The sequence below is a fragment of the Cysteiniphilum marinum genome, assembly GCF_014857925.1.
In the GTDB taxonomy this organism is placed as follows: Bacteria; Pseudomonadota; Gammaproteobacteria; order Francisellales; family Francisellaceae; genus Caedibacter; species Caedibacter marinus.
Genome location: NZ_JACYVZ010000001.1, coordinates 1 through 14,002, shown reverse-complemented (window position 1 = coordinate 14,002; position 14,002 = coordinate 1). Strand labels below are relative to the sequence as shown.

At 36.8% G+C, this 14,002-nt stretch carries 14 protein-coding genes; 5 read left to right on the top strand and 9 right to left on the bottom strand.

All coding sequences use genetic code 11. From position 1 onward, the window contains the following. Positions 1-17 precede the first annotated feature (17 nt). The 5 genes from IE867_RS00065 to IE867_RS00045 all read right to left on the bottom strand — a co-directional run bounded on the left by IE867_RS00065 (position 18) and on the right by IE867_RS00045 (position 6,489). Positions 18-2,306: a TcfC E-set like domain-containing protein gene (locus tag IE867_RS00065; RefSeq protein ID WP_192482734.1), complete on the bottom strand. Its 2,289-nt coding sequence runs from the start codon at positions 2,304-2,306 to the stop codon at positions 18-20. 256 nt (positions 2,307-2,562) lie between these two features. Then, on the bottom strand, positions 2,563-3,090 hold the full coding sequence (locus tag IE867_RS00060; protein WP_192482733.1) for a hypothetical protein: 528 nt from the start codon (positions 3,088-3,090) through the stop codon (positions 2,563-2,565). 308 nt (positions 3,091-3,398) lie between these two features. Continuing rightward, positions 3,399-4,139 carry a fimbrial biogenesis chaperone gene (locus IE867_RS00055; protein ID WP_192482732.1) on the bottom strand — a complete coding sequence of 247 codons (741 nt, stop codon included), beginning with the start codon at positions 4,137-4,139 and terminating at the stop codon, positions 3,399-3,401. A gap of 354 nt (positions 4,140-4,493) precedes the next feature. Then, positions 4,494-5,807, bottom strand: a complete 1,314-nt coding sequence (locus IE867_RS00050) for a sensor histidine kinase (RefSeq protein WP_192482731.1) — start codon at positions 5,805-5,807, stop codon at positions 4,494-4,496. Continuing rightward, positions 5,773-6,489, bottom strand: coding sequence for a response regulator transcription factor (locus IE867_RS00045; RefSeq protein WP_192482730.1), 717 nt, complete (start codon positions 6,487-6,489; stop codon positions 5,773-5,775). Before IE867_RS00045 ends, IE867_RS00050 begins: the two co-directional genes overlap by 35 nt. 281 nt (positions 6,490-6,770) lie before the next feature. On the opposite strand from IE867_RS00045, the gene IE867_RS00040 reads away from it, so the two are divergent. Continuing rightward, a complete protein-coding gene (locus IE867_RS00040) occupies positions 6,771-7,967 on the top strand; it encodes an extracellular solute-binding protein (RefSeq protein WP_225629898.1) in 1,197 nt (398 codons plus the stop codon). A gap of 9 nt (positions 7,968-7,976) precedes the next feature. On the opposite strand, the gene glyA is transcribed toward IE867_RS00040, so the two are convergent. Then, positions 7,977-9,254, bottom strand: coding sequence for a serine hydroxymethyltransferase (gene glyA / locus IE867_RS00035; protein ID WP_192482729.1), 1,278 nt, complete (start codon positions 9,252-9,254; stop codon positions 7,977-7,979). Between the two features lie 252 nt (positions 9,255-9,506). Here glyA and yjgA point away from each other — a divergent pair, with 252 nt between their 5' ends. The 4 genes from yjgA to IE867_RS00015 all read left to right on the top strand — a co-directional run bounded on the left by yjgA (position 9,507) and on the right by IE867_RS00015 (position 11,195). Further along, complete coding sequence (gene yjgA, locus IE867_RS00030) at positions 9,507-10,028, top strand: ribosome biogenesis factor YjgA (protein WP_192482728.1); 522 nt, start codon at positions 9,507-9,509, stop codon at positions 10,026-10,028. Positions 10,029-10,031: 3 nt separating this feature from the next. Next, on the top strand, positions 10,032-10,520 hold the full coding sequence (locus IE867_RS00025; protein ID WP_192482727.1) for a retropepsin-like aspartic protease family protein: 489 nt from the start codon (positions 10,032-10,034) through the stop codon (positions 10,518-10,520). Between the two features lie 74 nt (positions 10,521-10,594). After that, positions 10,595-10,876, top strand: coding sequence for a type II toxin-antitoxin system RelE/ParE family toxin (locus tag IE867_RS00020; protein ID WP_192482726.1), 282 nt, complete (start codon positions 10,595-10,597; stop codon positions 10,874-10,876). A 16-nt stretch (positions 10,877-10,892) separates the two neighbouring features. Then, on the top strand, positions 10,893-11,195 hold the full coding sequence (locus IE867_RS00015) for a HigA family addiction module antitoxin (RefSeq protein ID WP_191092702.1): 303 nt from the start codon (positions 10,893-10,895) through the stop codon (positions 11,193-11,195). A gap of 4 nt (positions 11,196-11,199) precedes the next feature. On the opposite strand, the gene metG is transcribed toward IE867_RS00015, so the two are convergent. The 3 genes from metG to IE867_RS14580 form a co-directional block, all read right to left on the bottom strand. Beyond that, positions 11,200-13,233 carry a methionine--tRNA ligase gene (gene metG / locus IE867_RS00010; RefSeq protein ID WP_192482725.1) on the bottom strand — a complete coding sequence of 678 codons (2,034 nt, stop codon included), beginning with the start codon at positions 13,231-13,233 and terminating at the stop codon, positions 11,200-11,202. A gap of 91 nt (positions 13,234-13,324) precedes the next feature. Then, positions 13,325-13,738, bottom strand: a complete 414-nt coding sequence (locus tag IE867_RS00005) for a sensor histidine kinase (RefSeq protein WP_192482724.1) — start codon at positions 13,736-13,738, stop codon at positions 13,325-13,327. Further along, positions 13,707-14,002: hypothetical protein (locus IE867_RS14580; RefSeq protein ID WP_225629897.1), on the bottom strand; the 296-nt coding region annotated here is incomplete at its 5' end. The genes IE867_RS14580 and IE867_RS00005, both read right to left, overlap by 32 nt.

Sequence of the window (14,002 nt, the reverse complement as noted above, 5' to 3'; positions counted from 1 at the left end):
GATTTCAAGAGATTTACTTAGCATTTGATTACTCCTATCCACTGACCTTTCTCAATGTTTTCAACATCTGTAAACTCATGTTTACAACTGCCATTAATTTGAATTGATGGATTTAACTTATCGATATAGACCATAAAATACCCTTCTTCATCAGTTAATGTTTGATTCACATGGTTTTTAACTACTACATTTTTTTTAGGTTGCCCCTCAACCAACGCCTGCCCAATAATCTGTATCGTTGATGTTGCTTTTTCATTGATTTGAACAATATTACCAGGTAACAAGGTAAAAGATTGTGGTGTTTGTGAATATTGTAAATTAGCATGATCATTACGTGCCTCTAATAGTCTCATTTTATACTCACTATATGCCGGTAGCATGATTAAGTTTTGACCTGAATGTAGGGTATGGCGCTTATCATTAATCTCAGCTTCAATCGTCGCATCATATGGCATGCTCATATCAATCACCACACCAGCGTCATTATAAGCGTTCCGGTAGAAAGTAGGGATAAAATCCGTAACTACAAAACTACCTGACAACGAACCATAGGCTGAATGCGTTGTATCGGTGCCCGTTGTTTGCCGTGAGATATCAATATAGCCATCGATAACTTCAGAACCCAAATCAATAGATACGCCTTGTGAATTACTATCTTCACCTTGATCAATATCCAATGCAATATCGTCGATATAAGGAGCGTTTATATTTGGTGAGTACCCAAGACTCGCGCTATTGACGCCATTTTGAGACTGATGTCCTAATGAACTATTTATATTACTGCCATCATCAAAAGAATAACTAAAGTTTAGCATCACAGAAAAGTTGTTCGTGATAGAGCTCGCTGATGGTGAGTAACTATAGTTCAATGATGAGTAAATACGTAAATTGCGATCACTGTACCAGGTCATATAATGTGAGAGATTACTATCAAATTGATAAGCATTTAGGTCATATAGTAACGACAAAGACAAAGAGCCCATATACCAATCACCCAAACTTAAAGAACCTGAAACACCAACGCTGTGGTAGTCATTAGAAAATGCGCTAAAGATATCTCCCAACCCTGAGTCTTCTTTTCTATACCAAAGCGTGGTATAAAGATTGTTAGAAATGGCTGTATTAGCATTAAAGTTATAGCCATAGCCACGTTGATTATCAAATGCTGCCGACATATTAAATGAAGTATCATCAGACCATGTATAATCAATACTCAATTCTGCAGTAGCAATATTATCAACCAGATATGCCGCATAACTTGCTACTGCAGTGGTTGTTAATAAATGCGAATAGCTTGCGCCAAGATAGAGGTCATCAAAATTTTGTGGCAAAAATCCATTTTCACGATAACTATGTGGTGCTGCAAGACCGAACCAAATGTTATAGTGTGAGGATCTATCACCAAAATCTAATGATGTTGTGGGTTTAACAACTGCCGTTTTTCGTGTTTCTATCAAGGTGCTACCTTGATAAATTCTAAGCTCAACCTGATAAATCCCATAGGGAAAATCAGACGTATCAAGCTCGTGTGTTCCAGCAGCGAAATACTGTGAACTGATCATACGAGCATCTTTATATACCTCAACCCGAGTATTACTCTGCGCGTAAATAAAAATTGGCTCCTGTGAATTACTATTTTTATTACGCTTCATATTGTTTGAGCTAGATAATTGCATGATTAATCCCTCAACTGTAGCTATATAATTTAAGCCCGTAATATTTGATAACATACCGGTATAGCCAGCTGTGAATGAGGCATCCGCAAACTCATGTGTTAGATACAATGTCTCAAGATTCAGCAAACTACTGTTTTCATTACCTGAGGCATAGATTCCGCTATATAGCGCAGTATTATTGACGCTGCTGACGTTATTTAAGTCTAGCGTATAATTGCTTGCATTATTATTTGATGCATTAAAATAAAGGTTATAGTTAAAGATACTGCCATACTGCGTCTTATCACCTAAGTGAATATAGGTTTGATCTCGATGATTTTGATATGCAATAGCCTGTGGAGCAATGTCAATCGTTAGCTGAAAATTACTATCTGTAAACATACTACTTGCCAAAATCTCATTGGCACTGCAGACACCTAACGCTTGATACTCAGGCAAACAATAAATTGTACTGTCAAAAGGAATGCCATTTTCCCATATCTTTTGAATAATGTTTTGAGCCGTGTCACTAAGTTTGATTGGAGTAAATATGTCACTTAAATTAATCTGCAATGATTGATCTTTAATTGTCATTTGTTGATAACCAAGATCAATACCAGCAACAACTACTTTTACATCAACCTTCTGCATTTGAGAAAACTCCACAAAATCACTGGGAATACTCGCATATAACGCTCCACTGGAGGCTAAGATGCTAAAGAGAAAGCAACACATTCTAAAAGACATAAACAACCAACCACCCGATTAAAGTCTCTATTTATTAACAATACGCTGTAAAGCATAACGTTAATAATCACTTACTAAATTTTGCTATAGCCTATTAAAAATAAATAGAGTTAGAAAAATGAATATCTATTCACTAAAGTTACTGAGGGACTTGCTATACCTAGTTAGTAGTTCCCAAGGAAGCATCAAACTGTAGATCAACAGTATCCGTATACTCTCCTACATACACGCCACCACTACCCAAAGTAGTTGGTTGGATAGCTATTTGAATCGCACTTGATGTACCTTCTGCGGCACTCAGCGAGAGATCCTGACTAGCGGTCGTCAAAGTCTTACCATTAACAATCACATCATAATTAATTGGTGTAGCATCCGTTTCTGGTGAGAACAGAACAGTCGAACCTATAAGCTTAGCATTTAGTGAAGTTAGATCTCCACCAGTTACTTTGTAATTTAGCGCTATCGTTTTACTTTCTAAAACGTTTTTATCAGCATCAAATAATAATTCAATATCATCTTTAACCGCCTCAAAAATGATATTTGGCTTGTTAATATCTACAATGTTAGCATACAGATTAAAGCTAAGATTTGACGTCTGATTAGTTTCAACAGAAAATCCAGTACTGGCCATTAAAATACCGCTGCTTATTAAGCTTGTTAATATTATATTTTTATTTGTTAATTTCATAGTATAAACCTCTTTAATATATTGTACGTTAATGTGTTGATTAAACACGTTCAATCATTGCAACAGTTTTACATGCCTAAACTGTTTACTTAAATTGTTTACATAAAACCACATGAGCAATAAGCGTACTCAAAACATGAGCATAACTAGATAGTTAAGCCAACTGGTTAAACTCTACAACCTAACCTGTTGTAACAGGAGATAATAATTTAGCATGATTATACTATTGCATTTTTATGTAAATAACTCACCCAGAGAGTACATTCAACTGATGAGCCAGCATTTACACAAACTTCAATATCACCTATTTATTCAAGCGTAAATTTCTGCTGTTTTTTACCTTCATAAATAGTGTAAGTGACAGTATCTCGTTGATATTTTTTTAAACTAATTGTTATATTTTGACCTGCATAGACATTTTTCTTGTCAAGAACAACATCATTCTTACAGGGATTATCCGCCGATTCTTGACACTTGCCTCTAACTTCCACTTTCACAAAGCTATTTCCTTTGTTATTAAAAGCAAGCTCATGGTTAGCGACCTTGTGCTCAGTTTGGTAATGTATATTTTTAGCCAACGGTGTGACAATCAATAGCGTACCGTAAGCAATATTCAATTGCACTCCAGCTTGCATCTTATTTTCTACATTAAAAAAACCATTTTCAAGACTTGGTAACACTGGCTGAACTACGATTTTATAGTAATGATCTTTCGTAAAATTCTGGCGACCTTTAGGGTAACTTAAGCGTAAAATTTTTTCATACTTAGGTGGTAAAATCATCTTTAAAGGTGATACCAAGAGATCCGAAACCATCTCCTTAAGCCCCATCGGTGTCTCTTTATTTACACCAAAAGGATCTTCAATTTTATATAGCAAAATATTGACATATTCCGTTTTATCACCTGTATTCTTGATTACTTTGGTAAACTCAGAGCTATCATCGTCCCATTCTTCAATCAAAGCCCCAGGGTGAATCGATGCATACCCTACTGACAGCATTAAGCCACAAAATAAAGATAGCACAAACTTTTGACAAGTTTTTATCAAAAAATCACTTGCACATACATAATAGCATTTAAACATAACAAACCAATACCCCATAATTTTTTATCAAAAATGATTTGACAGCGCAAAATCAATAATATGTTTTATCTTCATTCATTCACAAATTGATAAATGATGTAACTCTAAGTTTTTATTTATTGATGCAAGCATCAATCGTAACTTAAGCAAAGCCAACCCCCGTTGCCTTGCATATGTTGCATTATCAGCCAATTTCAGACAAAAATGAAATAACGAAATACAACCAAATACTTCATCAAATATCTATGCACTATGATTTCTTCAGATTATGGCAGATAAAAAGATCCTAGAAATGATTTGCTTTCGTTGTTTTGTTATTTAAGCTAAGACAAAGCATAAGCAAATTTTCAATCCCTTTTTATTATTTTCCAATGTCACCGTTGCCTGATGCTCCTCAAGCATTTTCTTGACAATCGCTAAACCAACTCCTGAACCGCGAATGCTACCATGCCTTCCATTCATAATACGTTGGAAAGGTTCAAAAATTTTATGCATATCTTTATTATCAATCCCTGGACCATAATCTTGAATGGTAATATAAAACTGCCCTTTATCTTGATAAGTTGACACCTCGACTTGTTTGCCATACTTGATGCCATTATCCACCAAGTTATTTAAGGCTAATTCAAAACTCACCTTATTAATACTCGTTACAAAAGCTTTATTTGAAAGCGTCACAATGCTAAACAAAGGGATAGCTGTAGCATATTGTTCAAATATTTGTTGTGTTAGCTTTGCTAAATCAGTTGTCTGCTTTGCGGCACTGCCTTGCTCCGACTTGGTATACTGTATAATTTGTGACAAAATTTCATCAATCTCACTGATAAGCACCTCTAGCTTATCAACAGCTTCAGGATTATCTACTTTGTACAAAGCAACATTCATTTTCATCAAAGGTGTTCTAATGCCATGTGCTAACGACATCATCATATGAATTTTTTCATTTGAAAGACTATCAACACGCTTAATCAAAATCTCCAAATCTTTGACTGCCATTCTAATAATAGCAGCACTTGTAATCGGTATATCTGTATCGTTTTTGTCATTGAAGCTCATACTTTTTTGATACAAGTTATGCACTCTTTTCCATGCTTTTTTCAATTGATAGACATTCCAATAGTAGCTCATCAAGATAATAATCAAAAGCGCTTGAATAAGAATAAAAACACTCAACTTCCAAGGCATTTTCAAAGGTTTAATACTAAGTAATACCCATTCTCTTAATTCTTCAACATAGACACCAATCCGCCACCCATGAAAAAAATTGACTCCCGGTAATATTTCGTCAATTTGCTCCTTAGTAATCGGGCCTTCTGGATGTGTATAATCCAGGTTTTGTGGTCTGCTTTTTTGTATGGTTATAGATACCATACTATTACTTAACTTAGGTAAGGCGTTTTTTAAATGCGCTTTCTCAATTTTATCAAAATCAAAATACTCTAAATTAGACAAGTAATACAAAATATTAGAAACACGACTGGATTTTAACTCCAAAAAATAATTAAATGCAGACAAGGTTATTTGAATAAACAAAAATACACTAGCAATTGCAAGAATAATTGAAAGCCAACTAGAGTAAACGCGGAACTTCAGTTGTTTAATCTTCTTTAACCACATCGGCAAGAATGACATATCCACCTCCATATTCGCTTTGGATGAGCTCCTCACCGCCAATTTTCCTAAGCTTTGATCTTAAGCGATAGACAAGTGTTGATACCGATCTATCCTCAAAATCATACTCGCGATTATAAATTTCTTTGGTTAATTGAGGTGTTGACATCGCTTCTTTATTCGACTCAATCAGCAACAAGATTATCTTACATTCATTGGTATTAAGCGCTAGTTTATCCTGTGAATTAAAAATAACCTTTTTAATCGGGTCAAAGTTAAATCGATCTAAACGATACATTCCTTTGTTCGCAGTTTGAGTCATTGCTTGATTGATCGGTGCACAGACGCGTAAGACATTTTTCACTTTTGTTAACAAAATACGCATACTAAAAGGTTTCCGCATATAGTGTATCGCTCCCAACTCATGGGCAATGAGCTCTTCAACATCTGACTCTAATGCACTGATCATGATGATCGGAATTTCATATTTCTCAAACAGCCTTCGACAATACGAGCGACCATCTTCTAAAGGCATCATAATATCTAAAAGCACAAGATCTGGTTTTTTATCTATAATTAATTCATCTGCTTCTATCGGATTTTCAGCTGTGATCACTTCAAAGCCATTTTCCTTTAAAACTTCAGCAATACCTTCACGTATTTCCGTTTCATCATCTACCACAAGAACAGTCTTTCCTTGCATAACATTTTCCCCAAGAAACATTTAACTGCATCAATGGTAGCTAAACCATTTGATTAGTCAAGCAGGTAATAGGATAAGGCGTCTAATACGATGGCTTTAAATGCTAATGAATAACTTGTCATTTTTGTGCTCATGAATATGCCTTCTATTCATTTCACTTTTAACTTGAATTTAGGAAAGTCAAAGAGAACTGATACAACAAACAATAAGTTCTATCAAGTGATGTCACTTAACGCTACAATAGCCCAATATTTTAATTTTATAACTTTGCGGGCTTTGTTATGTTATCGATGAAACTTAAAAAGACTTCATATATTGTTACGCTATTTATCGGCTGTTCGGGCTTGCTATCTGCTGCTGATTTTCAGTGTAGTGAGAAATTATTAAGCGCTCCAATTACGCCATTTAAAACCAAGCAAACGCTTAATTTTACAAACTGGGCAGACTATATGTCACCGGATCTTATCCCATGTTTTAGTCACCTTTCTAACTCTCGTGTGCGTCTAAGCTATACCACTGATGATAATATGACACGCGCTAAGGTGATGACTGGCGCCTCTGGATTTGATGTTATTGAGCAAGGCGCACTTTACCTACCAAGTGAGATCAAATCACATGCACTTATTAAGCTTGATAAAAGCAAATTACCCAACTGGGCACATCGCAATAAAGCCATTTATGATAAGATTTCTCAAATTAATGATCCAGGTAATAATTATGCGATTGTCTATAGCTATGGGACAACGGGTATTGCCTATAATGTCAAAGAAGTTGCCAAAGTCTTTGGACACGCTGTTGTACCCAATGGTTGGAAGTATTTATTCGATCCAAAGTATCTTAAAACATTATCTAAATGCGGTGTTTCAATGCTTGATGAACCTGAGCAGGTATTTGGCAATTATTTTTATTATGCGGGTATCAACCCGAATACCACTGACAAAGCAGCTTATGAAAAGGCAGCGTTGTATTTGATTAAAAATGTGCGCCCATATGTTAAGTATTTTGATAGCAACAAATACCAAAATGATTTCACTGCCGGTAATTTATGTGTTGTTATGGGCTACTCAGGAGATGTTGTGCGCTCCGTTGAGCGCGCTAAAGAGATCAATCCCGATCAAATCTTAAAATATGTCTTGCCCGCAGAAGGAACAAATATCTGGTTTGATATGCTGATGATTCCTAAAGGTGCTAAAAATCTTGATGCTGCCTATGCTTTTTTAAACTTCAATATGGATCCTTATATTGCAGCAATGAATAGCAACTATATTTATCAACCCAATGGCGTTGTTGATAATAGCCAATATTTGAATGCTTTATTTAAAGACCTTAACGTTAATCCAACAGAAGCTATGATTGAGAAAATGTATGTATTAAATATGCATCCACCTGAGTTACAAGCCTTTGTCTCTAAAATGTGGATGTATGTAAAATATGGGATTAGCTTTACCCCGAAGTATTATCATCCTGATAAAAAGTAATAACAATCGCTAAGCCAATTCAGCTGCTTTATCTTCTGAATAAACAGGGAATTTAGCACAAAGTGCCACAACCTTTTGTTTAATTTCCTGCTCTTTTGCTTCATTGCCAAGATCATCGATAATGTCACACATCCAATGCGCAATTTGCGCACACTCATCTTCTTTGAAACCACGCGTGGTAATAGCAGGTGTGCCAATGCGTAACCCACTGGTGACAAAAGGAGAACGTGGATCATTCGGCACTGAGTTTTTATTTACAGTGATATTTGCGCGCCCCAAAGCGGCTTCAACATCTTTACCTGTGATATCTTTACTGATTAAATCAATTAAAATCAAATGATTCTCAGTACCCTTTGAGACAACATCAACACCACGCGACATTAATACTTCCGCCATCTTTTTAGCATTTTTCACCACCTGTTGCTGGTAAGACTTAAATTCAGGTTGCAATGCTTCTTTAAAAGCAACTGCTTTGGCAGCGATGACATGCATCAATGGTCCACCTTGTGTGCCTGGAAAAACAATTGATTGGAACTTTTTCTCAAGCTCGGGGTTTGATTTAGCCAGAATAATCCCACCGCGCGGTCCACGCAATGTCTTGTGTGTTGTACTGGTGACCACATCAGCAAAAGGAACAGGATTTGGATAAACGCCTGCGGCAATTAAACCTGCAACATGCGCCATATCAACCATCAAATAAGCACCAACTTCATCAGCAATTTCTCTAAAGCGCGCCCAATCAACAATGCCTGAAAATGCAGAGAATCCAGCGATAATCATCTTGGGCTTATGCTCTTTCGCTAAACGCGCCACCTCTGTATAATCAATATCACCAGTTTGTGGATCTAAACCATATTGAATCGCATTGAATAACTTACCTGAGAAACTGACCTTAGCACCATGTGTTAAATGTCCACCATGCGCTAAAGACATGCCAAGCACCGTGTCTCCTGGTTGAAGCAGTGCAAAGTAAACAGCAGCATTTGCCTGTGAACCAGAATGCGGCTGCACATTAGCATAATCCGCACCAAATAGCTCTTTTAAGCGATTAACCGCTAACTCTTCAGCGACATCGACATATTCGCAACCGCCATAATAACGCTTACCGGCATAGCCCTCGGCATATTTATTGGTAAGTTGTGAGCCTTGCGCTTCCATCACTGCGGGACTTGCGTAATTCTCTGAAGCAATTAGTTCAATATGCTCTTGTTGACGCTTATTTTCATTTTCAATGGCTTGAAATAATTCTGGATCAAATTGTGCAACGGTAACGTGGCGATCAAACATCGATGTATCCTCCAAGATAAGGTTATATAACTTAGGAATCGTCATCAAATAAAGCAAATGTTTGCGTTGCCTATTCTTTCTCTATCTGTGTTGCTTAAACTTTGCCATAGCCTTGCTATGTCTGCGTTTAAGACGCCTTGATAGAAAACAGATTTGCTTTGCCAAGCATTTACTTTATTTTTCTCCAATCCCTTAGGAATTTGGTGTATCATTCTACACATCATTATCACAAAATCCTATTGAAAAACGGCAATGACTGAAGAATATTACCAAGATCACAACAGTGATGATTTTACTGAAGAAAAAAGTCGCACACAAATTAAAAAAGAAGCCCATGATATCACCGACTTTGGTAAGAAATTAACTGAACTAAGTGAAGAACGCATCAAAAAAATGCCACTAGATGAAAAAATTATTGATGAAATCATCAAAGCAAAATCCATGCAACGCATCGCGTTGAAACGTCAGCTGCAATACATTGGCAAACTGATGCGCAACGCTGATCTTAGCACAGCTTATGCTACTTACGATGGTTATACACAGAAAAATCAGGTTGAGATTGCTAAAATGCATCGTTTAGAGCAATTGCGTGATGCGCTTGTGAACGAACATACGATGAAAGCAGCCCTTGATAAGCTTATGAATGATCATCCGCATACTGATACACAGCAGTTACGCCAGTTGATTCGCAATCATCACAAAGAAGTATCACAGCAAACCTCCGGCAAATCCTACCGCCAGATTTTTCAACTACTAAAAGAAACCCTAGGTTAAACAATGCAAAAGCGCTTTATCTATGCTTTTTGGATTGTCATTTTTATTCTTATCACCTATCTTGCGCATTCTTATTTGCAACATGAAGAAAAAGTAAATCTAACACCAACATCACAACAAAACGCACTTGAAAAGACGGTTGTATTAAATGCTTATAACCATCATTATGTCAGCTTTGGCTTTATTAATGGCGTCAAAGTCAAATTTCTAGTCGACACAGGTGCGAGTTCCGTCTCCATTCCAGAGCATATTGCCAAGCAAATTGGATTAAAGAAAGGCTCAGGCTATAGCGTCAGTACTGCTAATGGCAATATCACCGTTTATCAAACATCAATTGATCAATTGCGTATTGGTAATATCACATTGCGCAATGTTCGCGCTAGCATTAACCCTCAAACAGATGATGATTTCATTCTTTTAGGTATGAGTGCATTGAAGCAACTTGAGATGATTCAAAAAAACAACACATTGATTTTAAGGCAAAAAACATAGGAAATTGTATAGCAACCATTTACATTCCTTGTTTATTTCGTATACTTTCAATATACAAATAAAACTTGCCGATTATGATAAAGTCATTCAAGCACAAAGGCTTAAAACAACTTTGGGAAAAAGGGATCGCAAAAGGTATTCAACCCAAACATGCGGATAAACTGCTTAGCCTACTAACTGCTTTGGATCATATCAGTAACGAACAAGAAATTATAACTTTGTTTTATCGATTAAGACCTCACCAACTCCATGGCAAAACAAGGCCATGGGCCTTAGATGTTAATGGCAATTGGCGCTTAACATTTGAGTTAGTAGATGGCGATGTTTATGTCGTTGATTACAGAGACTATCACTAAAACGTGGAGCATGAAAATGAGCAAACATACACAACACCCTGGTCTTGTATTTAAAAGTCTTGTGATTGATGAGGACAAAGACCTCAATATCTCAAAAGTAGCAGACATGCTAGGTATTACTCGCGTTGCGTTATCCCGAGTGGTTAATGGCAAAGCAAGCCTTACACCAGATCTAGCAGCACGTATTGAAAAAGTTTTTAACATCAGCTCAGCACTGATGTTAAAAATACAGGCATCATATGATAGTCAAAAAGCGACTAAAAAACTCGAAAGCTTGGAACTCACGCCTTACCAACCAGCATTTAATCAACATATTTAGAAACTTAGCTAATACGCATTCCGGGGGTTGCCCCTTGATCAGGCTCTAGTAGATATAGTGAGTCTCCATCACCGGCACACAGCACCATTCCTTCTGATAATCCAAAACGCATTTTGCGTGGTGCTAAGTTTGCCACCATCACCGTGTATTTACCCACTAAACTCTCCGGATTATAAGCTGCTTTTATGCCTGAGAATACTTGTCTTTGCTCTTGCCCTAAATCAAGCTTCAAACGCAATAGTTTATTAGAACCCTCAACGTGATCCGCTTCAATAATTTGCGCGACACGTAAATCCACTTTGAAGAAATCATCGATTTTAATTTCATTGGCGATATTTAAACTATTTTTCACCTCAGTCTCAGGTGTGACCTCTGTTACTTGTTCTGCTTCTAATTGCATCTTTTTTGTCTCCTCAATAATTAATTCAATCTTTTCTGGCTCAACACGCGCAATTAATGGTTTAAAGACATTAATCTTATGCCCCAATAACACATTAGGAATCTCCGCCCATTGCAATTGATTGATATTTAGAAAATGCTCGGCTTTCAATACTAACTCTGGCATTACTGGCTTTAAATAACCAATAATAATTTTAAAGAGATTGATCGCCAGACTGCACACCTCATGCACCGTTTGCTCTTGACCTTCTTCTTTAATCAACTGCCATGGTTTATAAGCATCAACATATTGATTCGCCTGATCAGCAAGCTGCATAATTACACGTAATGCTTGTGCAAAATCACGTTTCTCAAAAAGTGTCGTGATCTCTTCATGTGCCGCATGAAAGCGCTCAATTAGTTCCTGATCATGAATATGCTCAGATAACATGCCATCAAAGCGCTTATTGATAAAGCCCGCGCAACGACTGGCAATATTAACGACTTTGCCTACGACATCTGAGTTCACCTTTTGCACGAAGTCTTCTAAGTTCAAATCGATATCATCAATTCTAGGGGTTAATTTACTGGCAAAATAATAGCGCAAATAATCTGCTTTTAAATGATTTAAGTAAGTTCTTGCTGCGATAAACGTACCACGCGATTTTGACATTTTCTTACCATTAACTGTCAAAAATCCGTTAGCAAAAACACCAGTAGGTGTTCGATAATCTACAGCATTTAAAATTGCTGGCCAAAAAAGCGCATGGAAATAAATAATATCCTTACCAATAAAGTGATAAAGCTCTGCCTTGCTGTCTTGACGCCAATAGGCATCAAAGTCAATACCTGCGCGATTGCATAAGTCTTTAAAGCTTGCAATATATCCCATTGGCGCATCAAGCCATACATAGAAAAACTTCTTATTATCCGTACCTGGAATTGGGAAACCAAAGTATGGTGCATCACGTGATATATCCCAATCTTGCAAACCTGACTCAAACCATTCTTTGAGTTTATTTTGCACTTCAGGCTGCAATGCCTTGTTGTGCTTCATCCACTTTTGAATATCTTCACTTAATTCACTGATCTTAAAGAAGAAATGCTCACTGTTTTTTTGAATCGGTGTTTCACCACTGACTACAGACTTAGGATTAATCAAATCTATTGGCGAATAGGTTGCGCCACAGACTTCACAGCTATCACCATATTGGTCCTCTGCCTTACATTTAGGACACGTCCCTTTAACAAAACGATCCGGCAAAAACATCTCTGCCTTTGGATCATAAGCTTGCGCAATTTCACGCGTGCTAATAAGATCATTTACCTTAAGCTTTAAATAAATAGCTTCGACAATTTCCTGATTCAATGGGTGATGAGTAGAATGATAATTGTCAAACTCAACCTCAAAATCAATAAAATCATCGCGATGTGCTTGCGACATTTGCTCAACTAATTTTTCAGGTTTGATCCCTTCTTTTTTCGCTTTAAGCATAATCGGTGTGCCATGCGTGTCACTACCACAAACAAAGTGGCACTGATTACCACGCATTTTTTGAAATCTCACCCAAATATCTGATTGAATATAACCAAGCATATGCCCCAAATGCAAATGACCATTGGCATATGGCAATGCATTAGTAACTAGAATATTTCTCATATTAATTGTATAGAATGCTGAAAGTGCCGATGATTATATACCACTTATTTGGTATTTTACAGACTTGTTGACAGGATGTACTGACTTTAGTTTACCGTCCCCAAAGAATATAAACACCAAAACCACTGGGTGATAAATTTTTCAAGGTGACATCACCACCAGTTTGATGCACCAACTCATAAACAATTGCAAGACCAAGGCCACTGCCTTGCTGTGTGCGTGACATATCCTGATTATCAGCTTGCACTCTTCGACGGAAAAGCTCATTTAAACTCATATCATCCGGCACGCTAGGACCATTATCTTCGATACTTAATATGATATTTGATTTATCCATTTGCAAACATACCGTTACATCCGTTGCAAACTTAAGTGCATTACCGATGACATTATAAAGAATCCTAACAAAGGCATCTTCACTACCATAAATAGATACGTGATACTCCGGAGATTTATATATTAATGGCACTACCTTAAGCGGCAGATGAATCTTTTTTATTGGCATTTTTCTGCATCCTGTTAATTATTTCAGCTCTTTCTAATTCCCTACTTTTATTAAGTCGCCTAAATGCTTTGGGGCGCTTTTTAACAGCTCGAGGCTCAATCTGTCCTGGTCTATTCCCCGCCTTGTTTTTTAAGATTGCCTGCAGCAATATGTCATGAGCTTTATCTGAGTTTGCTGCGAAGCTTAACCATGATACAAAGCTATTAAACAATTGTATTGTCCCTTTGAAACTAACTTGTACGGGAAGGCGTTCACTTTTACGAC